The 22,512-nt window shown below is 34.2% G+C and carries 26 protein-coding genes, 2 tRNA genes and 1 other annotated feature; of the genes, 9 read left to right on the forward strand and 19 right to left on the reverse strand.

Annotated features, from left to right (window positions below; genetic code table 11):
- Positions 1-251: 251 nt before the first annotated feature.
- Positions 252-1,454, reverse strand: a complete 1,203-nt coding sequence (locus tag QZQ55_RS05705) for a class I SAM-dependent rRNA methyltransferase (protein ID WP_295090991.1) — start codon at positions 1,452-1,454, stop codon at positions 252-254.
- Positions 1,455-1,536: 82 nt separating this feature from the next.
- Between QZQ55_RS05705 and QZQ55_RS05710 the strand changes: the two genes are divergently transcribed.
- From QZQ55_RS05710 to QZQ55_RS05730, 5 genes are all read left to right on the forward strand, one after another.
- Positions 1,537-2,487 carry an L-lactate dehydrogenase gene (locus tag QZQ55_RS05710; protein ID WP_295090994.1) on the forward strand — a complete coding sequence of 317 codons (951 nt, stop codon included), beginning with the start codon at positions 1,537-1,539 and terminating at the stop codon, positions 2,485-2,487.
- 52 nt (positions 2,488-2,539) lie between these two features.
- Positions 2,540-3,313, forward strand: coding sequence for an HAD family hydrolase (locus QZQ55_RS05715; protein ID WP_295090997.1), 774 nt, complete (start codon positions 2,540-2,542; stop codon positions 3,311-3,313).
- A gap of 75 nt (positions 3,314-3,388) precedes the next feature.
- Positions 3,389-3,730 carry a tautomerase family protein gene (locus tag QZQ55_RS05720; protein WP_295091000.1) on the forward strand — a complete coding sequence of 114 codons (342 nt, stop codon included), beginning with the start codon at positions 3,389-3,391 and terminating at the stop codon, positions 3,728-3,730.
- 138 nt (positions 3,731-3,868) lie between these two features.
- A tRNA-Asn gene (locus tag QZQ55_RS05725) sits at positions 3,869-3,943 on the forward strand.
- Positions 3,944-3,945: 2 nt separating this feature from the next.
- Positions 3,946-4,021 (forward strand) — tRNA-Glu (locus QZQ55_RS05730).
- A 60-nt stretch (positions 4,022-4,081) separates the two neighbouring features.
- Here QZQ55_RS05730 and QZQ55_RS05735 read toward each other — a convergent pair.
- The 10 genes from QZQ55_RS05735 to QZQ55_RS05780 all read right to left on the reverse strand — a co-directional run bounded on the left by QZQ55_RS05735 (position 4,082) and on the right by QZQ55_RS05780 (position 13,843).
- A complete protein-coding gene (locus QZQ55_RS05735) occupies positions 4,082-4,630 on the reverse strand; it encodes a DJ-1 family glyoxalase III (protein WP_006506239.1) in 549 nt (182 codons plus the stop codon).
- Positions 4,631-4,634: 4 nt separating this feature from the next.
- Positions 4,635-5,318 (reverse strand): tRNA threonylcarbamoyladenosine dehydratase, encoded by a 684-nt coding sequence (locus QZQ55_RS05740; protein ID WP_295091003.1) that lies wholly within the window; start codon positions 5,316-5,318, stop codon positions 4,635-4,637.
- The gene (locus QZQ55_RS05745; protein WP_295091006.1) at positions 5,318-6,157 is read right to left on the reverse strand and encodes an ATP-binding protein; all 840 of its coding nucleotides are present in this window, start codon (positions 6,155-6,157) and stop codon (positions 5,318-5,320) included. The genes QZQ55_RS05740 and QZQ55_RS05745 overlap by 1 nt, the downstream gene beginning before the upstream one ends.
- 118 nt (positions 6,158-6,275) lie before the next feature.
- Positions 6,276-7,205: an N-acetylmuramoyl-L-alanine amidase gene (locus QZQ55_RS05750; RefSeq protein WP_295091009.1), complete on the reverse strand. Its 930-nt coding sequence runs from the start codon at positions 7,203-7,205 to the stop codon at positions 6,276-6,278.
- Between the two features lie 71 nt (positions 7,206-7,276).
- Entirely contained in the window at positions 7,277-8,131 is an 855-nt protein-coding gene (gene argB, locus QZQ55_RS05755) for an acetylglutamate kinase (RefSeq protein WP_295091013.1), read from the reverse strand.
- Positions 8,131-9,345, reverse strand: coding sequence for a bifunctional glutamate N-acetyltransferase/amino-acid acetyltransferase ArgJ (argJ, locus tag QZQ55_RS05760; protein WP_295091017.1), 1,215 nt, complete (start codon positions 9,343-9,345; stop codon positions 8,131-8,133). Before argJ ends, argB begins: the two co-directional genes overlap by 1 nt.
- A 10-nt stretch (positions 9,346-9,355) precedes the next feature.
- Positions 9,356-10,393: an N-acetyl-gamma-glutamyl-phosphate reductase gene (gene argC, locus QZQ55_RS05765; protein ID WP_295091020.1), complete on the reverse strand. Its 1,038-nt coding sequence runs from the start codon at positions 10,391-10,393 to the stop codon at positions 9,356-9,358.
- Positions 10,377-11,759: an argininosuccinate lyase gene (gene argH / locus QZQ55_RS05770; protein ID WP_295091022.1), complete on the reverse strand. Its 1,383-nt coding sequence runs from the start codon at positions 11,757-11,759 to the stop codon at positions 10,377-10,379. The genes argC and argH overlap by 17 nt, the downstream gene beginning before the upstream one ends.
- 11 nt (positions 11,760-11,770) lie before the next feature.
- Entirely contained in the window at positions 11,771-12,994 is a 1,224-nt protein-coding gene (locus QZQ55_RS05775) for an argininosuccinate synthase (RefSeq protein WP_295091025.1), read from the reverse strand.
- Positions 12,995-13,110: 116 nt separating this feature from the next.
- Positions 13,111-13,316: a binding site (T-box leader), on the reverse strand.
- Between the two features lie 98 nt (positions 13,317-13,414).
- Positions 13,415-13,843, reverse strand: a complete 429-nt coding sequence (locus QZQ55_RS05780; protein ID WP_295091028.1) for a hypothetical protein — start codon at positions 13,841-13,843, stop codon at positions 13,415-13,417.
- 221 nt (positions 13,844-14,064) lie between these two features.
- Here QZQ55_RS05780 and QZQ55_RS05785 point away from each other — a divergent pair, with 221 nt between their 5' ends.
- Positions 14,065-14,349 carry a DUF2089 family protein gene (locus QZQ55_RS05785; protein ID WP_295091031.1) on the forward strand — a complete coding sequence of 95 codons (285 nt, stop codon included), beginning with the start codon at positions 14,065-14,067 and terminating at the stop codon, positions 14,347-14,349.
- Positions 14,342-14,734 (forward strand): hypothetical protein, encoded by a 393-nt coding sequence (locus tag QZQ55_RS05790; RefSeq protein WP_295091033.1) that lies wholly within the window; start codon positions 14,342-14,344, stop codon positions 14,732-14,734. Before QZQ55_RS05785 ends, QZQ55_RS05790 begins: the two co-directional genes overlap by 8 nt.
- A gap of 79 nt (positions 14,735-14,813) precedes the next feature.
- Here QZQ55_RS05790 and QZQ55_RS05795 read toward each other — a convergent pair whose 3' ends face one another.
- From QZQ55_RS05795 to QZQ55_RS05820, 6 genes are all read right to left on the reverse strand, one after another.
- On the reverse strand, positions 14,814-14,930 hold the full coding sequence (locus tag QZQ55_RS05795) for a rubredoxin-like domain-containing protein (protein ID WP_022425517.1): 117 nt from the start codon (positions 14,928-14,930) through the stop codon (positions 14,814-14,816).
- 101 nt (positions 14,931-15,031) lie between these two features.
- Entirely contained in the window at positions 15,032-15,223 is a 192-nt protein-coding gene (locus tag QZQ55_RS05800) for a FeoB-associated Cys-rich membrane protein (protein ID WP_295091035.1), read from the reverse strand.
- A gap of 29 nt (positions 15,224-15,252) precedes the next feature.
- Positions 15,253-15,600, reverse strand: a complete 348-nt coding sequence (locus tag QZQ55_RS05805; protein WP_295091038.1) for a heavy-metal-associated domain-containing protein — start codon at positions 15,598-15,600, stop codon at positions 15,253-15,255.
- A 6-nt stretch (positions 15,601-15,606) separates the two neighbouring features.
- The gene (gene feoB, locus QZQ55_RS05810; protein WP_295091041.1) at positions 15,607-17,730 is read right to left on the reverse strand and encodes a ferrous iron transport protein B; all 2,124 of its coding nucleotides are present in this window, start codon (positions 17,728-17,730) and stop codon (positions 15,607-15,609) included.
- Between the two features lie 2 nt (positions 17,731-17,732).
- Positions 17,733-17,954 carry a ferrous iron transport protein A gene (locus tag QZQ55_RS05815; protein ID WP_117458706.1) on the reverse strand — a complete coding sequence of 74 codons (222 nt, stop codon included), beginning with the start codon at positions 17,952-17,954 and terminating at the stop codon, positions 17,733-17,735.
- Positions 17,955-17,966: 12 nt separating this feature from the next.
- Complete coding sequence (locus QZQ55_RS05820; RefSeq protein WP_006505528.1) at positions 17,967-18,176, reverse strand: FeoA family protein; 210 nt, start codon at positions 18,174-18,176, stop codon at positions 17,967-17,969.
- Between the two features lie 163 nt (positions 18,177-18,339).
- On the opposite strand from QZQ55_RS05820, the gene QZQ55_RS05825 reads away from it, so the two are divergent.
- A complete protein-coding gene (locus tag QZQ55_RS05825) occupies positions 18,340-18,702 on the forward strand; it encodes a metal-dependent transcriptional regulator (protein ID WP_217747695.1) in 363 nt (120 codons plus the stop codon).
- Positions 18,703-18,884: 182 nt separating this feature from the next.
- On the opposite strand, the gene QZQ55_RS05830 is transcribed toward QZQ55_RS05825, so the two are convergent.
- The gene (locus QZQ55_RS05830) at positions 18,885-21,464 is read right to left on the reverse strand and encodes a cation-translocating P-type ATPase (protein WP_295091044.1); all 2,580 of its coding nucleotides are present in this window, start codon (positions 21,462-21,464) and stop codon (positions 18,885-18,887) included.
- Positions 21,465-21,668: 204 nt separating this feature from the next.
- Between QZQ55_RS05830 and QZQ55_RS05835 the strand changes: the two genes are divergently transcribed.
- Positions 21,669-21,812 (forward strand): hypothetical protein, encoded by a 144-nt coding sequence (locus tag QZQ55_RS05835; protein WP_158546305.1) that lies wholly within the window; start codon positions 21,669-21,671, stop codon positions 21,810-21,812.
- Between the two features lie 8 nt (positions 21,813-21,820).
- On the opposite strand, the gene QZQ55_RS05840 is transcribed toward QZQ55_RS05835, so the two are convergent.
- Positions 21,821-22,315, reverse strand: coding sequence for a small multi-drug export protein (locus tag QZQ55_RS05840; protein WP_117458708.1), 495 nt, complete (start codon positions 22,313-22,315; stop codon positions 21,821-21,823).
- Positions 22,316-22,512 lie beyond the last annotated feature (197 nt).

Here is a 22,512-nt window from a genome sequence, read left to right on the forward strand (position 1 = left end):
AAGGTATTTGTTCTTCTATAGTATACCACAAAACGCTACATCTATACTACAAATTCCCGTATGATGAAGAGCGTACATATAATCTTCTCGGTATCATTATCATTTCATAGTTACCACTCACACTTACCATTTTTATTACCACTTCATACCACTGTGATACGATATTTTGCGATACTTTACGAGGTTTGCAAGCTACTCTCCAAACACCTTCCAGACATTGTAAATGAAGCATTTCCGCCACTTTCAGCCGCTTACTTCTCATCTACAACTTGGAAGATATAGAACTTTAAGTAATAGCTATTCTCATCACCATTCCACAAAATAGGATGATCTGCAGCCTGTGTTCTAAATTCTACCTGTCTTAATCTCTTATGTACTAATTTTGCAGCCTGTCCAATAGTTTTAGTAAATGTATCATAGTCCATAAAATGAGAACATGAACATGTAGCCAGATATCTACCATCTTTCACTAGTTTCATACCTCTCATATTAATCTCACGATAGCCTTTAATCGCATTCTTAATAGATGCACGAGACTTTGTGAAGGCAGGGGGATCTAATATAACCATATCAAATAATTCTCCCTGAGCCTCTAATTCTGGTAAGAAATCAAATACATCATGACACTCAAACTTAACAGTATCTTCTAAACCATTGAACTTAGAATTCTCATTTGCGAGATCTACCGCAAACTGAGATGCATCCACACCTAAAACACTTTGAGCACCTGCAATACCAGCATTCAATGCAAAAGTACCAATATAAGTAAAACAATCTAATACCTTTGCATCTTTACATAACTTCTGTATCGCAAGTCTATTATATTTCTGGTCAAGGAAGAAACCAGTCTTCTGTCCTTCTGCGACATCTATATGATACTTAACACCATTTTCTACAATATCAATATGAGGATCAAAAGGTTCACCAATAAAACCTTTAACTCTTTCCATACCTTCCTTAGTACGTTCCTTGGCATCACTACGTTCATATACACCTCTAATAATAATGCCATCCTGTAGTAGAATATCCTTCATAAGTTCTACAATCTCTTCCTTAAAGGCATCAATACCTAATGCGAGAGACTGTACAACAAGTACATCCTCAAACTTATCTATTACAAGACCTGGCAAGAAATCAGCATCTCCAAACACAATACGACAACTAGATGTATCTACTGTCTTCTTACGATAATCCCAGGCATTCTGTAATCTCATACGTAAGAAATTAGAGTCAATCTCCTGATTAATATTTCTAGTCATTAAACGTATTCTAATCTTAGAACTCTGATTGATATAACCTCTTCCTAATGGATAGTCATTATGTGCATAAACATCCACAATATCTCCATTCTTGAAATGTCCATGTATTTCTTTTATTTCATTGTCATAAATCCATAAACCGCCTGCATTAATAGTACGGCCTTCACCTTTTTTTAATAGTACTTTAGTTTTCATAAATAACCTCTCTTAGTCATTATTATACATTTGATAAGAGAGTTGTGCTACAATATTAACGAATCAAGGAGGAAAAACTAATATGAGTTTTAAGGATTCTAAAGTAGTTATTATCGGTTTAGGTAATGTAGGTGCTACAACTGCCTACTCAATTATTAATCAGGGACTTTGTGAAGAGATTGTATTAATTGATATTAATAAAGAAAAAGCATATGGTGAAGCATTAGATATGCAGCAGTCAGTTTACTTCATGAATAGAAATATTAAAGTAAAAGCAGGGGATTATTCTGATTGTAAGGATGCAGATGTAGTCATTATTACAGCATCAGCACCAATGCCTAAAGATTCTCATGACCGTTTACAGATGCTTGCCCCAAGTATCAAGATTATTAAGTCTATTGTAGATTCTACAATGGCATCTGGATTTAATGGTATCTTTATAGTTGTATCTAATCCAGTAGATATTATGAGTTATATTACTTGGAAGGAATCAGGTTTACCAAAGAACCAGGTAATTGGTAGTGGTACAACTCTTGACAGTGCAAGATTATCTTGTCGTTTAGCTGATATGTATCATTTAGATGCAAAGAGTGTATCAGCTTATGTATGTGGTGAACATGGAGATTCAGAAATGGTTACATGGTCTAGTGCTACAATTGGTGGTAAGAGTGTAGAAGATGTATTAAAGGATAATGCTGAACGTACTAAGGATGCCACTAAGGAAACATTAAGACATGCCGTTATTGAAGATGGATGGCAGATCTTTAACCGTAAAGGTAATACATGTTATGGTATCGCAGCAGCGACTACTGCAATTGTGAAATCTATTCTCTTTAATGAAAATAGAATTTATCCAGTATCTGTACATTTAGATGGTCAATATGGTATGAATGATATCTTCTTAAGTGTTCCTACTATTATTGATAAAACAGGTGCTAAGGAAATCGTAGAAATCAATATGAAGAAAGATGAAAAGAAAGCATTAGAAGAATCATATAAGGTTCTAAAAGAATTCTGCCAACAGTTAGACTAAGAGAGGGTAAGTCTCTCTTTTTGTGTTAGAATGAATTTATGGAGGATTTGATATGATTAAAATCGCATTTTTTGATATTGATGGAACTTTAAGCAATATGGAAACACGCAGTGTTTCTGATATTACTATAGAAACATTACAGAGATTACAAGCTAATAATATAAAGATATGTATTGCGACAGGAAGACATCCTTTAAGTGTGCCTATTTTTGAAGGAGTAACATTTGATGCCATACTTTCTTTCAATGGATCATATTGTTTTGATAAGGAAGGACATGTTTTGTATAGTCATCCGATTCCACATGAGGATGTATTAAGAATTATAGAGAATGCTTCCTCTATTAATAGACCTGTTTCACTCGCTAGTAAAAAAGACAGTAAAGCCAATGGAACAGACAAGGATTTAGATGACTATTATGCATTCTCTAAACAGAAGGTAAATGTTGCAGAAGACTTTGATGCTTTTGTGAATGAAGATATTTATCAGATCATGTGTGGTGGATATGAGAATGAATATGATGCATTAATGAAAGATGTAGAAGGTGCACAAATTACAGCATGGTGGAATAGGGCAGTAGATATTATTCCAGCAGGCGGTGGAAAAGGAAATGGAATACATAAGGTATTAGAGTATTATCATTTTAGTCCTAGTGAAGCCATTGCGTTTGGTGATGGTACAAATGATATTGAAATGTTGGAAGCAGTGGGTACAGGAGTCGCAATGGGCAATGCGACTGATAATGTGAAAGCTATTGCGGATGATATATGTTTATCTGTATCAGAAGATGGTGTGTATCACTACTGTTTAAATCATAATTTGATATAAAAGTCATAAATATAGTAAAACTCTTAAAATAGTAGTATAATAATGTATAACATGAATTGTAAAGGAGAATGAAATATGCCATATTTAGCATTACGTACAAACAAGACATTGACTCTTTCTCAGGAAGTTGAATTAAAAACTACTGTAGGAAAGTTAATTACAATGTTTCCTGGTGAATCAGTAGATACATTCATGATTCATATTGAAGATAATCAGCTTATTTATTTTAAAGGCCAGGAAGCAAACTGTATGATGATCACATTATACTTAAAAGGTCATTATACAGATGAACAAAAGGAACAGTTTGTATCTGAACTTACTAAAGCATTAGTAAAAATCACTAAGATTCCAGCTTCTAATCAGTATGTTACTATATCTGAATTTGAAAAATGGGGTCATGGTGGCGTATACGAATAAGATTTTGCCTAGCAAAATCTTATTTTTTTGTCTCAAAACAGCTAAACAGAATAAAAAAATACAAAAAAATGCATTTTTTTTAAAAAAAGGGTTGCAAAAGGTGTATCTGCATGGTAATATAAACAAGCATTCTGAAGTGCTTGAATAGCTCAGCGGTAGAGCAATCGGCTGTTAACCGATCGGTCGGGGGTTCAAATCCCTCTTCAAGCGCCAGTGGCCGGTTGGAGAAACGGTTAACTCACATGCCTTTCACGCATGCATTCACGGGTTCGAATCCCGTACCGGTCACCATATTAAATACTACGATCCTTCGGGATCGTTTTTTTTGCATAAAAAAAGATAGCACAAAGGCTATCTGTATAAATCATATAACATTCCATGTTTAAGGCTTGATGAATCAATACCTAATACATCTAAAAGCTTATAGGCAAACGCAAATGCTGTAGCTGGTCCTCTACTTGTAATAATATGACCATCTACAACCACTTCTTCTTCAACATATTTACCTGCTTTTAAATAACTTTCTATTTCTTCTCCTGGATAAGAAGTGACTTTCTTATTAGTGATTACACCTGCTTTACCTAAAGCCATAGGTCCTGCACATATAGCGGCAATATATCTTTCTTCATGATCATATTTCTTAATGAGTGAAATAATACGATCATCATCTCTTAAGGTCCATGCCCCTGCTCCTCCAGGAATCACAATCATATCATAATAATCCATGTCTGTAAGTGTCTTATCGGCACGTACAGGAATGTTTCTAGAAGAAATGACAACCTGTTCCTCTTTAATAGAAACAGTGTCTACATCCACTTCTGCACGTCTTAAGATATCTACTACACCTAAGGCTTCTACTTCTTCAAAACCATCTGCCATTAAAACTGCAACTTTAGCCATACTGCTATCCTCCTATCAATGATTGAAACACATATCCTGCAATCATTAATCCTGCACTCGCTGGCACAAATACACTACTACCTGGTGTTCTCTGTCCTGTCTTTGCAGGAATCTCATCTGAATAAGCAACTAAACACTTCTTAATTCTTCTTGCTTTTAATTCTCTTCTCATTACTTTCGCAAGAGGATCAATCTTTGTCTTATATATATCAGTAATCTGTAAGTGAGAAGGATCAAGTTTATTTCCTGTACCCATAGAAGAAATAATAGGTACATTCAATTCTGTACATCTCTTAATCAATTCTATCTTTGCAGTTACTGTATCAATTGCATCAATTACATAATCATATTGAGATAAATCTATTGTATCAGCATTCTCTGGTAAATAAAATGTATCAAACGTATTTATATTTGAATTTGGATTAATATCTAACATACGTTCTTTAATGATATCTACTTTTTTCTTACCTACTGTAGAATGCAAGGCAATGATCTGTCTATTGAGATTTGTGATATCCACTGTATCATGATCAAATACATCAATTGTTCCTATACCAGAGCGAACCAGTCCTTCAATGACATAGCCTCCAACACCACCACAGCCAAATACTGCAACATGTTTAGTCTTCATGATATCAATAGACTCATTACCTGCTACCCATCTTAATCTTGTAAACTGATCATCCATTAGTCCTGCTCCTTATAGAAATCTAAGAAACTCTTCTTTGATTCATCCCAGTCAGTATAGGCAATAATTGTTTTAAGATTGACATTCTCTACACTCTTAAAAATATTCTGTTCTACTTTAGGATTAATCTTTCTTAATTCTTTAATCAAATTCTTTGTTTCTGCACGTTTAGATGTATGTTCAATTTCTCCACGTGCTTCAGATTCTTCTGTAAAACGACATGCACACTGTAAGAACTTTAAATTAAACTTCTCAGCCCAGGCAATAATATCTTCTTCATGAATCAAATACATAGGACGAATTAATTCCATACCTTTAAAGTTCTTACTATGAAGTTTTGGCATCATAGTCTGGATCTGAGCCCCATACATCATACCCATTAATATTGTTTCTATTACATCAGAATAATGATGGCCTAACGCAATCTTATTACATCCTAATTCCTGTGCTCTATGATATAAGAACCCTCTACGCATTCTTGCACATAAATAACATGGATTCTTTTCTATCCCATGTACGACATTGAATATATCTGACTCATAGAATTGAATAGGAATACCTAGCTTTTCCGCATTCTCTTCAATCAGTTTTCTATTGGCAGGATTATAACCTGGATCCATACAAATGAACTCTAAATCAAAATGAAACTTACCATGTCTCTGTAATTCCTGTAATAGCTTCGCAAGAAGCATTGAATCTTTACCACCTGAAATACATACTGCAATCTTATCACCTGGTTCAATGAGTTCATAATCCTGAATTCCTTTAATAAATCTACGCCATAAAGGTTTTCTAAAGTTTGTAATAATACTACGTTCTATCGCTTTTATGTTATCCATTATTTCACCTCTAGTTCCTACTAAATACATAGGAATATACTCTAAAATTCAAGGTTATCCTCTAAGGATAACCTTATCAAAAACCATTATAAACAGTTAATAGGCACAAATGCAATTATTATCGACCAAAATACGCATCAATACCATTCGCAATACCTTCCGCAATTTTCTGCTGGAAATCACTGTTGTTGAGTTTTCTATCTTCATCACCATTAGAAATGAATCCCATCTCAAGTAAGCAGACAGGTGTCTTACACCAGTTGATTCCACTTAAATCATTACGCGCAGCCATTCCTCTATTTCTAATACCTGTTGTACTACAATAATGATTAAGTACTGTTCTTCCTAAAGATTGTGAAGCAGACACATTACCTGCACTCATATAAGGATTTCCATTAGCTGGTTCCTGTACACTTGCACCAGTCACACCGCTATTACCAATACCATCACAATGTAATCTAATAAAAGCACCAGCACCTGCATTATTAGCCATTTCAGCTCTTTCTCTATTAGAAATATTTACATCATTGGTTGTACGGATCATAACAACCTTATACCCTCTAGACTGTAATACATCTCTTAGTTTCAAACTCACGTTAAGAGTTGTCTGGTATTCAGGAATACGTGTGGCAGTACCTGTTGCCCCTCCTGCGACCTTAGCCTTTTGTGTTGAAGCACCAGGACCAATAGGTTCTAATTGTGAATTACCTCTCGCCTGATGTCCTGCATCAATAGCTACCACATTATTATTTGTCACAACAGGTGCCTGTTGTCTTTTTACTTCTTCCTGTCTTTTAGCTTCCTCAGCTTTTTTTTGTTCCTCTAATTTCTTCTGTTCCTCTAGTTTTTTCTGTTCTTCTAGTTTTTTCTGTTCTTCTAGTTTCTTAGCTTCTTCTTCCTTTTTCTTTTGTTCTTCTAATTTCTTAGCTTCCTCTTCCTTTTTCTTTTGTTTCTCTACTACTGCCGTATCTTTCTTTTTTGTCTCTTTCGTAGTACCACATGCCACAAACAATATACTACATAATAATAAGCATAATAATCTTTTCATCATTTCACCCTTCCTTATCTTTAATAATATACTATTTTAGAGGTAAAAAAAAGATAACAGATATAACTCTGTTATCTTGTGAAGAGCGTACCACTACCATCCTTAGATAATATTTCAATAAGAATAGAATGTGGAATACGACCATCAATAATGACTGCTTTTGACATATTGCCTTTTAATGCATGAGTAATACAATCCACTTTAGGAATCATACCTCCCGCAATAATACCTTCTGCTTTTAAGTTTTCTACATCCTGGATAGATACCTCTGGAATCAATGTCTTTTCATCATGAGGATCTCTTAATAAACCAGGAATATCACTAACTACAATCAAGTTTTCTGCTTCTAGACTATCCGCAATAGCTGCTGCTGCATAATCTGCATTCACATTATAGCTATTACCTTCATCATCCATTGCGATAGATGCAATAACAGGAATATATCCACTTTTGATTGTATCCTTAATGATTTCATTGTTCACATTTGTGACAGTACCTACATAACCTAATTCGTCTTTAATCTTTTTAGCCTCTAATAACTTATTATCAATACCACAAAGACCTACTGCACGGCCTCCTCCATTCATAATCAGCTTAACAAGATTTTTATTGACTTTACCGGCTAATACTTCCTGGACAATATCAATAGTTTCTTCATCAGTATAACGTAACCCATCAATGAATTTTGATTCTATACCAGAACGTTTTAATGCCTTATTAATTTCAGGGCCCCCACCATGAACCAATACCACATTAATACCAACTAAAGTCATTAGACATATATCAGAAATGACATTGTTCATCAATTCTTCATTGATCATCGCATTTCCACCATATTTAACTACTACTGTCTTACCATTGTATTCCTGTAGATAAGGAACAGCTTCAGATAAGATTTTTGCACGATATATTTCTCTTTCTTCCATTATGTTCTATATTCCCCATTAATCTTTACATAATCATAAGTTAGATCACAGCCCCATGCTGTTGCATCCCACATACCATCATTTAAATCAATATTGATATCAATCTCATCTTCAGATAAGACCTTTAATGCTTTCTCTTCATCAAAGATAACACCCATGCCCTTCTCACAAACATGAATATCTCCTGCAGATGAAGCCAATGTCACGGATACTTTGTTGATGTCTAAATCAGCTTCAGAATAACCAATAGCACATAAGATACGACCCCAATTCGCATCTCTACCAAACATCGCTGCTTTAAATAAAGTAGAAGTGATTACACTCTTTGCGACGATCTTGGCATCCTGTAATGTCTTCGCATTCTTGACATTACATGTAAGAAGTTTAGTTGCTCCTTCACCATCTTTCGCAATACCACGAGATAATTGTTCACAGATATGATATAACGCATCCTTCATAATATTATAAGACTGATCCTTCAAGACAATCTTATTATTCTGTGCCATACCATTTGATAATACACATAACATATCATTAGTAGATGTATCCCCATCAACACTGACCATATTAAATGTATCATCTACAACTTCATGTACCATTGCTTCTAAACATTCTTTAGAAATCGCAACATCACTTGTCACAAAGGCAAGCATTGTAGCCATGTTAGGATGAATCATACCAGAACCCTTTGCGATAGCTCCAATATGACATTTAGCATTCCCTAATTTAAACTCTACCGCATATTCTTTAGGCTGTGTATCAGTTGTCATGATTCCATAACATGCATCATGAGACCCATCTACATTTAATCCTTTTACAAGTTCCTTCATATGATCTTTAAAAGGATCAATGGACATAGGCTGACCAATAACACCAGTAGAAGCGACAATAATATCATCTTCCTTTAAACCTAATTCTTTTGCAGCTAAAGCACATACTTCATTCGCAAGCTCAATACCATTCGCATTACATGTATTCGCATTACCTGAGTTACAGATAATAGCTCTTGCACGACCATTCTTTAAATGCTGCTTTGTGACTGTCAAAGGCGCACCTTTTACTTTATTTTGTGTATATGTTGCAGCTGCTGTACATAACTCTTCACTCACAATAAGAGATAAATCCTTCTTAGATTTATTCTTTCTCATTCCTGCATGAATACCATTTGCGCTAAATCCAATTGGTGCACAAACACCACCAAGTATATCTTTCATGATTTCCTCCTTAGAATGATGGAGCGACAAGATTTAAACCTGTATTCTCATCGAGTCCATACATAATATTCATATTCTGTACTGCCTGACCAGCAGAACCTTTCACCATATTATCAATTGTAGATACTACAATTAATGTATAATCACGTTCATCCATATGTAATGAAATATCACAATAGTTAGATGCCTTTACAAACTTTAAGTCTGCGACCTGCCCAAGAGGTAATACTCTCACAAACTGTTCATCCTTATATGCTTCTACATATGTTTCATAGATTTCTTCTAAAGACTTTTCTACAGGAACATAAATAGTAGAAACAATACCACGGTCTACAGGAAGTAAATGAGGTACAAATGTGATATGTATATCTTTATCATTCATCTTACTTAATTCCTGTTCAATTTCTGGTGTATGTCTATGTACACCTACTTTATAAGGATGGAACGATTCATTACATCTTGGGAAATGCATACCATCACTTAAGTTCTTACCAGCACCCGTTGTACCTGATGCTGAATCAATAATAATCTTCTGTGATACATTGAGCTTATTCTTTAATAAAGGATAGAGGCCTAAAGTAATAGTTGTAGGATAACAACCAGGATTTCCAATAATAGTAGCATCCTTGATCTTATCTCTATTGACTTCAGGTAAACCATAGACCTGATTCTTATGAAGTTCTGGTAAGTTATAATCTAAACCATACCATTTCTGATAATCTTCTTCCTTATCAAGTCTGAAGTCAGCCCCTAAATCAATAAACTTCTTACCCTTTTCTACACATGTCTTAGCATACTTTTCAGATAAGCCATGAGGAAGTGAGGCAAAAATAATATCTGCTTTCTCAATGACTTCTGTATCTTCAATAAACTCTAAATCACATACCTGATAGAAGTTAGGATAAAGATCATAAATCTTTTTACCAGTATAGCTATGTGAAGAAATAGCTGTTACTTCTGCTTCAGGATGCATCAACAAGATTCTGAGTAATTCACATCCTGCATAACCACTTGCACCAATAATACCTGCTTTAATCACAATATCCACTCACTTTCTGATTGATTCTATGAATATTCTCCATCTCAATAGTAGGAGAAGGTCCACCAACAACAGCTCTGTTGTTAAGACATGTTTCTAATGAAATAGCCTGATAAACATCTTCACCAAACATATCTGTATAACCTGTATAAATATCTAGAGGAAGTGTTTCTAATGTTTCTCCATGTTCAATACAGTATCTTACAAGTTCCCCAGTAATCTTATACGCATCTCTAAATGGCATACCTTTCTTAGTCAAATAATCTGCACAATCAGTCGCATTAATAAATCCTCTTGCGGCAGCATCTCTCATCTTATCTTTATGTACAGTAATAGTTGCCATCATATCTGTAAAGACGGGAAGACAAAGCTTTACTTCATCAATTGCATCAAATAAAGCTTCTTTATCTTCCTGCATGTCTTTATTGTAAGCAAGAGGGAGTCCCTTCATCATTGTAAGTAATGTATTCACATCACCAATGACTCTTGCACTCTTACCTCTTACTAATTCAGCAATATCTGGATTCTTCTTCTGAGGCATAATAGAAGAACCTGTTGCATACGCATCATCAAGATCAATGAATTTGAATTCCCATGAACACCATAAGATCACTTCTTCTGAAAATCTTGATAAATGCATCATGATTGTGGCTAAGGCACTTGATAACTCAATCGCATAATCACGATCACTCACACCATCCAAAGAGTTATACATAATATCATACATACCTAATTCTTCTGCCACAAATGGTCTATCTAATGGATAAGTTGTTGTTGCAAGTGCACCACTTCCTAGAGGTGATACATAAAGTCTCTTATCAACATCTTCTAAACGATCAATATCTCTTAAAAACATTGATGCATAAGCCATTAAATGATGTGCAAAAGTAATAGGCTGTGCTCTTTGTAAGTGTGTATATCCTGGCATGATTGTATCAAGGTTATGTTCAGCTAAATCTGTTAATGTATGAATCAGGTTCACTAACATCTTCTTGATTTCTAGAATTTCATCATGTGCATATAAACGAAGATCTAATGCAACCTGATCATTTCTAGAACGTCCTGTATGTAGTTTTTTACCAGCCACTGGATAACGTTTTGTGAGTTCACTTTCCACAAACATATGAATATCTTCAGCTTCAGGATCAAAGAGGAGTGTACCCTCTTCAATCTCTTTTAAAATTGCATTTAAACCTTCTACAATCTCTTCATAATCTTTCTCTTCAATAATATGCTGCTTACATAACATCTTTGCATGAGCAAGAGATCCTCTAATATCCTGCTTATACATACGATGATCAAATGAAAGAGATGAATTGAATGCATTGACTTCATGATTTAATTCTTTAGAAAATCTACCTTTCCACAATACCATAACTTAAACTCCTATTTCTTTTTCTTCTGATCTAACTTAGCTTTTACCTTAATTGGTAAACCATATAATGTGATGAATCCTTTAGCATCATACTGATCATAATCATCATCTTCATCAAATGATGCTGTCTGTAAGTCATGTAATGTATCTGGAGATGTTACACCAGCCCCTACAATATTACCCTTATATAGTTTAAGTTTAACGTCACCATTCACGTTTTCCTGAGTCTTATCTACAAATGCAAGTAATGCTTCAGTAAGAGGTGTATACCACTGACCATTATAGATATTATCTGCAAGCTTTAAGCTTAACTGCTGTTTGAAGTGCTGTGTTTCTTTATCTACAGTAATTTCTTCTAGGTTCTGATGTGCTGCATATAAAATAGTTCCACCTGGTGTTTCATATACACCTCTTGATTTCATACCAACAAGTCTGTTTTCAACCATATCTGCGATACCAACGCCATTCGCACCACCAATTTCATTTAACTTAGCTAACATTTCTACTGGTTCAAGTTTTTCACCATTTAAGGCAACAGCAACACCCTTTTCAAAAGTTAAAGTGATATATGTTGGAACATCTGGTGCCTTTTCTGGTGAAACACCCATTTCTAGGATTTCATCATACTTAGGTTCATTAGCTGGATCTTCAAGATCTAAACCTTCATGAGATAAATGCCATAAGTTCTTATCTTTAGAGTAGTTTGTTTCTCTGTTAATCTTTAGAGGAATCTTTCTTGCTTCCGCATATTCGATTTCTTCTTCTCTTGATTTAATATCCCATTCTCTCCAAGGAGCGATAATAGGCATATCTGGTGCGAATGCTTTAATAGCTAATTCAAATCTTACCTGGTCATTACCTTTACCAGTACATCCATGACAGATTGCATCTGCACCTTCTTCTAAAGCGATATCTACTAACTTCTTCGCAATAATTGGTCTTGCAAGAGAAGTACCTAACATATATTTACCTTCATATAATGCATTAGCTTTAACTGCTTCAAAACAGAAATCCTTAACGAATTCAGGTTTACAATCTACACAAATATATTTAGAAGCACCTGTCTTTGCAGCCTTTTCATCAAGACCATCAAGTTCTCCAGCACCCTGTCCCACATCAGCAGCAACCGCAATAACTTCACAGCCATAATTTTCCTTTAACCAAGAAATAATAATTGAAGTATCTAATCCTCCACTATAAGCTAATACAACTTTCTTAAATGTTTTCTTTTCCATAATTTTCTTCTCCTTTAAATGTTTGATGTTTTATTTTAATGCCCCACTACTTAACTATATCGTCGTTCCTTCATATCAAACACCCCTTTAATAAACAAAAAACGCCTCTGGATTAATCCAGAGACGTATATAAACGCGGTACCACTCTAGTTGCTTGTATCATACAAACCACCTCTTCATTAACGCAGATTCACGTTCTGTTATACTCAATTCCAACAGACTCTCCCGAGTGCGTTTCTCTTATATCTTCCTGATGACCTTCCACTCTATGTCATCTCGCTGTAGGTGATTGTAAGATACTCTTCTCGTTCATCGATTTGTTTATTTAACTTGGGTCTATAATACAATCACTTTATTACTTTGTCAATAATTTTTCTTTAAATATAAACAAAATTATTTATTTTCTGTTTTTCGTAAATTTTAACTCTTATTTGTGATTTTTTTCATTTTCGCAATATATACAGGACTGCCATCATATTGATCATAGCTAGAAATATAAACAGTTTCTTCACCTAAGTAAACTGCAATACCTAACTGTTTTTCACCTTCATAAAGGTTGTATTTGATGAGTGCTTCAGGAACTTTTTCTTTCTCATCTTTTGATAGTTCAACCTTCTTATATTGGATATTCTGATACTTTAAATCACTTTCAAATGTACATGCATCTTTATTGATTTCATAAACAAGATACGCATTATAAGCGTCCTTCTTCTTTATATAATCCTTCTTATTCGCATATACGATTTCTTCCTGTTTGTACTGTCCATAACTGTCTTTAAGTGACATAGGTTCTGCAGGTGAGCAGGCACATAACATCATTGTCACTAATAAAATTAATATTTTCTTCATATTCACCTCTCCATTCCACACTACTATATCATATCGTAGAACTAAAAAAATCAATCCTGATTAAAATACACAACACTTCCATATAAATTAAAAAACTAGGAGTGTTTTTAATTTTATTAAACATATTCTTTAATATTATTAAAATATTTATCTTTTATTTAAAATATAGATATGTTATATTACAAAAAGAGGTGATAAATATGGATACTGTCCCTATGTGGATGAAAAATTTAGATGATGAAGATATGATTTTTATCAAAAGATTTTTACTCGCTTCAGGTTCTTTAAAAGAAGTTGCTAAGTTATATGGTGTTACTTATCCAACAGTAAGAGTCAGATTGAATAAATTGATTGATAAGATCAAATTATCTGAAGATAAAGAAGATAATGATGAATTTGTAGAGTTGATCAAAAGATATGTCATTGATGAAGATATAGAATTTGACGTTGCTAAGAATTTAATTACAGAGTATAAGAAAATAAAGGAGAAATCAAAAAATGGTTAGAACTATTATTGGTGTGATTATTTTAATCGCAATTATAAGACTACAAATATTTTTATCAAAAAAGGATAATAGGTTACTTGGTTTGATTATCCCAATCGTTATTTTTGCGAGTTCACTCATATTCGCATTTGGATTCATTCCAACCCATAATAAAATTGAAACGACTCAATCTGTGATAACAGAAACAGGTAAAGTGGTAGAAAGTTCTTCAGACAAAACATCTACCGCATTAAGAGACCACTCTCTTACAACAACAAGCATTGTATATACTGTTGTGTCTATCAATGTTGGAAACTTTGTGATGCTAGGTATTTACTTCTATTGCAGACATAAAAAAAGTACGCATGCTGAATTGAAGCGTATGAGAGCAAAAGAACTCTTTTAAATTAATACTAAGAAAAAAGGCTGTAACGAATAGATAACCTTAAACGTTACAGCCTCTTTTACTGTGAAGAATGATAATATTATTCTTCTACTTTTTCAAATTCTTCTGGTCCTACACCACATAATGGACATACATAATCTTCAGGTAATTCATCACCTTCATACACATATCCACATACTTTACATACCCATTTCATATTAGATTCCTCCTTTGATATATAGTAATTATTACTACTTATACTATAGTCCTTTTGAGATATAATTCAATAAATATGCTCAAACTAAAAAAAGAAGAACACTAAGCGTGTCCTTCTTTACGCATCTCTTCACGATACATTTTATAGAGATCAGCATGACATAAATCATTTGTGCCACATGTATTACAATTATGTCCACATACACCTATGCCTTTTTTCCTATTCTTATATATAGTTCTAAGGACAAGACAAACCCAGATAACTAATAAAATACTTACTAAAATTGTACCCATAATATCTCCTCCTCGCTTCTATTATACAATTATCTTGGTGTAAAACCAAGTTTGATGATCATCTGTTTATATGTTTCTAGATCAGGTTGATTCATAGAACGAATAGTGATTTCTTTCTTATTCATGTTTACTGATGCAAGATATTCTTTATGTTGATTAAATGCGTTTTCTATTGTTGCTGCACAGTTCTTGCAGAACATATCATCAATATGTAAAGTAGTACGATAGGGATAAAGATTTTTATCCTTATCCCCCGTACCTATTTTCTTTATTTGATCGTGTTCACCACAACATCCTGACTGTAATGTCTTCTTGTAGCGAAGAACACCTATAATGAGCAACACAACAACAATAGCCGCAACTATGATGTTACCCATAATTGATTAAGCCTTCTGTGTCTTTAATTCTGGTTTTGGTGCTGGTCTTACAATGAAGTAGATCATTACTAGAATACATACGATTGATAGAATCTGACCTAATCCAAATGTTGCACCATAGAATAACCATGAACCTAACTGATAAGTGATCATAGCTAATACATAACCTAATACCATCTGGTATAATACTGCAAACCATCCCCAGAACTTAGAACCCATTTCTCTCATGATTGCACCAATAGCGGCAAAGCATGGTGGATCGAATAAGTTCAAGATCATAAATGAGAAACCACCCATTGCAGAGAACGTATTCACCATAGCCTGAACAGCTTTTGCACCTGAATCTGCATCACCCATATGATTTAAGATAGAGATAGTGGAAATAGCCTGTTCCTTAGCTGCAAGAGCTGATATAACAGCTACTGAACCCTTCCAGTTTTCAATACCTACTGGTGCGAATAATGCTGCAAATACATGACCAATAGAGGCTAACATAGACTTTTCAATTTCAACCATCTGGAATGAGAAGTTAAATGTAGATAATAACCAAACTACAATACAAATACTAAAGATAATAGTACCTGCTTTAATCATGAATGCTTTTGCACGTTCCCAAACATGGATAAATACACCCTTGATAGTAGGAATATGATATGCTGGTAATTCCATCACGAATGGTGCAGGATCACCTGCAAAGAAACGAGTCTTCTTTAATGCGATACCAGATAAGATAATAACTAGAATACTTAAGAAATACATAGTTGGTGCAATCCAAGTGTTACCTGGGAAGAAAGCTGAACTAATCATACCAATAATAACAGTCTTCGCACCACAAGGAATAAATGTACATAACATAATAGTCATTCTTCTATCTGCTTCATTTTCAATAGTACGTGTACCCATAACAGCTGGAACACCACATCCTGTACCAATTAAGATAGGGATGAATGATTTACCAGATAAACCGAATTTACGTAATAGTCTATCCATAATGAAGGCAATTCTTGCCATATATCCTGAATCTTCAAGAATAGCCAAGAATAAGAAGATAAGTGCCATCTGTGGCACGAAACCTAATACTGTACCAACACCAGCGATAATTCCATCAACGATTAATTTAATTAATACCTCTGCACATCCAATTGATGTAAGGAATTGAGTGACCATAGGTGGAATGATTTCATCAAATAATACATCATTCATCCATCCAGTCATCCAATCACCTACGGTAGACACTGAGATGTAATACATAAACCACATAATTAACACAAAGATTGGTAAAGCTAAGAATCTGTTAGTCACAATCTTATCAATCTGATCTGATGTAGATAATGTCTGATGTGGATTCTTCTTAGTAAGAACCTTATTAATAGAACTCTTAATATAAGTATATCTCTGGTTTGTGATAATAGATTCTGCATCATCATCCATTTCTTTTTCACAATCTGCAATATGACCTTCAATTTCGTTTAATACTGCCTGATCTAATTTAAGTTCAGCCAATACCTTCTCATCTCTTTCAAATACCTTTACTGCAAACCATCTTAACTTTGATGCATCTACTTTATCCTCAATAGATTCTTCAATATGTGCTAAAGCATGTTCTACAGAACCAACAAATACATGAGGATGTTCTGATACTTTATGGTTATGTGCAAGCTTGATGGCTTCTTCAGCCACTTCCTGAGTTCCTTTATCTTTTAATGCTGATAAAGTCACTGCTTTACAGCCAATTAACTGACCTAACTGTTCTAAGTCAATCTTATCACCTTTCTTTTCGATGATATCATACATATTAACAGCTAAAACCATTGGAATACCTAATTCAGCTAACTGAGTAGTTAAGTATAAGTTTCTTTCTAAGTTAGTCCCATCAATAATATTAATGATTGCATCAGGTGTTTCATTAATTAAATATCTTCTTGTAACAACTTCTTCTAATGTATAAGGAGATAATGAATAAATACCAGGTAAATCCTGGATAGTCACATCCTTATGACCTTTTAGTTTCCCATCTTTCTTTTCAACTGTAACCCCTGGCCAGTTACCAACATACTGAGTACTCCCTGTCAGTGCATTGAATAATGTTGTTTTACCAGAGTTAGGGTTACCCGCTAACGCTATCTTCATACCTAATCCTCCACTTCAATCATCTGCGCATCTGCTTTACGCAATGATAACTCATAACCACGTACTGTGATTTCTACTGGATCTCCTAAAGGTGCTACTTTTCTTACATAAACGCTCTGTCCTTTAGTTAAACCCATATCCATAATTCTTCTTTTTACCGGTCCTGTACCAGTAACTTTTTTAATAGTTACTGTTTCGCCTACTTTTACATCTTTTAAGTTCATGATATTCCTCCCTTAAAACAATATGCGATTGGCCATCTGTTCAGAAAGCGCAATCCTACTGCCTTTCACATTACAAATAATTCCGTTATCTACTTTACTGATAATAGTCACTTCCCCATCTACTACAAAACCAAGTTCTGCTAGATGATTCTTTACTTTATCAGTTCCTGTAATACGCCTAATAATGACTGTATCTCCAGGATTTGCCATACTAATTGGCATATAATCCGCCTCCTCAGATGATTAGATTAACCTAATTAGCCTTTTCTAACTTCATTGTTAGTATAGCCTTACTGTTTTTATATGTCAACAAAAATATTAGTAAAGCCTAACTTTTTCATTATTTGAATTTTTATGCTATAATGATGTAAATGAGGTGAATAAGATGAGTGAATCTACAGAAATGTACTTAGAAACTATATTAGTTATTCAAAAGAAGAAAGGACATGTGCGTTCCATTGATATCGCCCATGAAATGAATTTCTCTAAACCTACTATTTCACAACAGATGAAAAGATTAAAAGAGAAGGAACTCATCAACATGGATGAAGATGGTGCCATTACATTAACAGACGCTGGTGCTAAGATTGCGAATATGATATTTGAAAGACATACTGAATTAAGAGATATCTTAATTCATATTGGTGTTAGCGAATCAACTGCTTCACAGGATGCATGTCGTATCGAACATTATATTTCACCAGAAACTTTTGAAGCATTAAAGGCTTATTTCAAAGATAAGATCTAAATAAAAAAATCACAGGTGTGTGCCGTCCTGTGATTTTTTTATTCCTCTGTATAAGGAACTGAGAATATGAAAGGATATGTTGTGTTCAGTAAAGGGGTTAGCCTTTACTAACTAAATAATACTACACCTCTTCTTTAAATGCAATAGATATTATAAGAAAAAAACACCTGCATCCGCAGGTGTTAACGTTTATCGAAACGTTTAGAGATTTCTACGATTGGAATAACTGAGAATGCAAGTAATGCCGCAATCGCAAAATGAGATGAATCAAGAGGTACTAAACTAAATAAATGAGAAAGAGGTGTAAAGATAATTACTAACTGTAATACAAGACCTAAAGCTGTTGCACCCCATAAATATTTATTATTAAATACCTGTTTATTAAATACTGAATGATGACTCTTGACGTTAAATGAATGACATAATTCAGCACCTGACATAGTGATAAAGGCCATAGTCATCGCATATTCATGTGTACTGAAATATTGACCGATTGAGTATGAGAGTAAAGTAAGTAAACCTACCATAACACCCTGCCAGATCACTTTCACCATTAAACCATTCGCAAAGAAACCTTCATCCTTTTCTCTTGGTTTTCTGTCCATGATATCATCTTCAACTGGTTCTAAGCCAATCGCAAATGCTGGTAAAGCATCTGTAATCAAGTTAATCCATAATAAATGAATAGGTAATAGTGGAACACCAAATCCCCAAGAAGGATTAACTAGCGCAATAATAGAAGCTAAGAAGATAGCTAATACTTCACCGATATTACTTGATAATAAGAACTGAACATCCTTCTGGATATTATCAAAAATACCACGACCTTGTTTAATAGACTGAATAATAGTTGCAAAGTTATCATCTGTTAAGATCATAGTCGCTGCGTTCTTCGCAACATCAGTACCAGTAATACCCATTGCGCAACCAATGTCTGCAGTCTTTAATGCAGGGGCATCATTGACACCATCACCTGTCATAGCGACAATCTTATTCTTTGATTTCCATGCTTTAACGATATTTACTTTATGTTCAGGCGCCACACGTGCATAAACACTATATTTTTCTACATTCTTTTCTAATTCTTCCTGAGACATCTGAGATAATTCTTCACCAGAAATAACTTCCTGTCCCTCACTTAAAATACCTAAATCTTTCGCAATAGCAGTGGCTGTTGTCTTATGGTCACCAGTGATCATAATCGTACGCACACCTGCATGTTTAGCAACTCTAGTGGCTTCTTTTGCTTCTGGACGGGCTGGGTCAATCATACCAACAAACCCAATAAAGTCCATATCATTTTCTATTTCTTCTACAGTAATATGAGGAGGCATTGTATCATATGTCTTCATTGCTACAGCTAATACTCTCAATGCATCTTGAGCCATTTCATCATTGGCAGTCATAGCCTGCTCACTATCTACATCACGACATCTACTTAAGATCACATCAGGTCCACCTTTAGTAATAGACACATAATGATCTCCATCCTTAAGAATAACACTCATCATCTTACGATCAGAATCAAAAGCTAGTTCTCCAACACGTGGATACTTTTCCATAAGTGCTTTCTTTTCAAAGTTCATCTTCTTACTTGCTTCAACAAGTGCGACTTCAGTAGGATCACCTAGTACTTTACCATCATCAATAGAAGCATCAGAACATAGAGTAAATGCATTCAACATATCAATAGTCTTAGAATCTGCTTCTTCTAAATCTTTCACTTCGTCACCATCTAAGTAAGTCTTTAAGATAGTCATCTTATTTTGTGTTAATGTACCTGTCTTATCAGAACATACAATAGAAGTACTACCTAATGTTTCTACTGCAGGTAGTTTACGAATAATAGCATGCTGTTTGACCATCTTAGTGACACTTACAGCTAAGACAATAGTTACAGTCGCAGCCAGACCTTCTGGTACTGCTGCAACAGCTAAAGCTACAGCTGTCTTAAATGATTCTAACCAGCTAATACCACTCAATGATTCAAGAATAAATACAATCACACAGATCACAATACAAAGTAATCCAATTGTTTTACCAATTTCATTTAATTTAACCTGTAATGGTGTTAATTCCTTTTCACTCGCATTCAACATGCCAGCAATCTTACCTACTTCATTATTCATACCAGTAGATGTCACAATTGCTTCACCACGACCATAAGTCACTACTGTAGAAGAGAAGACCATATTTGTCTGGTCCCCAATCACAACATCCTGACTAATAGGATCAGTTGTCTTTTCTACAGGAACAGATTCACCTGTTAAAGCTGATTCATCTACCTTTAAGTTATAAGCTTCAATTAATCGTGCATCACTAGGAATCATATCCCCTGTTTCAAGAATAATAATATCACCAGGCACTAATTCTTTAGATGCAATTGTCTGTTTCACACCATCTCTTAATACCTTAGATTGTGGTGCAGATAATTCCTGTAATGATTCAAGACTCTTTTCTGCATGACTCTCTAATACAACACCTAGAATCGCATTCATCATAACAACTATTACGATAATAAGAGAATCAATCCAGTCACCTGGTTCTACAATAATAGAAACTACTGCCGCAATAATTAAAATAATAATCATTGCATCCTTAAACTGATCTAGAAAACGTAAAAGAAGAGACCTTTTCTGTGGCTTTTCTAGTTCATTTGTACCATATATGCCTTGTCTCTTCTTTGCTTCAGAAGAAGTGAGACCCTTTTCAATATTTGTATCCAAAGACTCTTTTACTTCTTCAATTGTTTTTTTATACATTTGTATTCCTCCTTTAATAAAAACAATCGTTTTATTAAAGGTCTCGCTGATCATAAATGACCAAAACAATCCGGTTATGTAAACATAACGTGTTGACGAACGGTTCTGTAAGAGCTACTCCCCTTTAATTAATATTATTCTACCAAATTCATATTGCTTGTCAATCATAGAACGTTAATCCTATAATAACTTGAGGTGAAGATTATGAAAGAAGAAGAACTGAAACTATTAGAAAATGAATTCTGTTTAGGGTGTGCAAGAAGCTGTGATCTACTTCATCCTAATTGTGAAAGAGGATTAGTGAAGATGCAGGAAATCTTAGAGGAATATAAAAAGAGAGATGATTAGTCTCTCTTTTAAAATGCAGCTAATAAGCCATATGATAATGAACCAACAATAAGTGTCGCAAGCAGGATACCTAAGAAGATGGCAGTAATAGCCTTCTTGAAGTCCATATCAAGTAATGCAGCCACTAAAGAACCTGTCCATGCACCAGTCCCTGGTAATGGGATACCTACAAATAATAAGAGTCCTAAGAATTCACCATTACTCATATTCTTACTCTTATTCATAGCACGGTTTTCTAGTTTTTCAATCAAAGGTCTGAAGAAGTCAAACTTCTTAAGCCATTTAAATATACGTTTAATAAATAATAAAATAAATGGAATTGGTAAGATATTTCCTAGAATACATAGAGGTACTGCATAACGAATATCTACTTTTAATAATGCTGATGCAATTAATCCTCCACGACATTCAAGAATAGGAACTAAAGATACAATAAATACTGCAAGCTTAGATGAAATGTATTTACCTAATGTTCCTGCAAACCATAATGCGATTGATTCCATATATGTCCTCCTTGATTAACATGATTAATCATACAGAAAGGTTATTACAAAGTCAATTTTTTCTTCCATATATCAACTAAATCACATAATCGATAACGTGCATTGGCAGGAGAAGAGGAAGGTAAAAGGATTGCTTTTATTCCCAATGGTATTAAGTTAAGCGACTAAATACCAAAAACCTCTTTGATTTTAAAATC

It is taken from the genome of uncultured Catenibacterium sp. (genome assembly GCF_900540665.1).
Lineage (GTDB): Bacteria > Bacillota_I > Bacilli_A > Erysipelotrichales > Coprobacillaceae > Catenibacterium.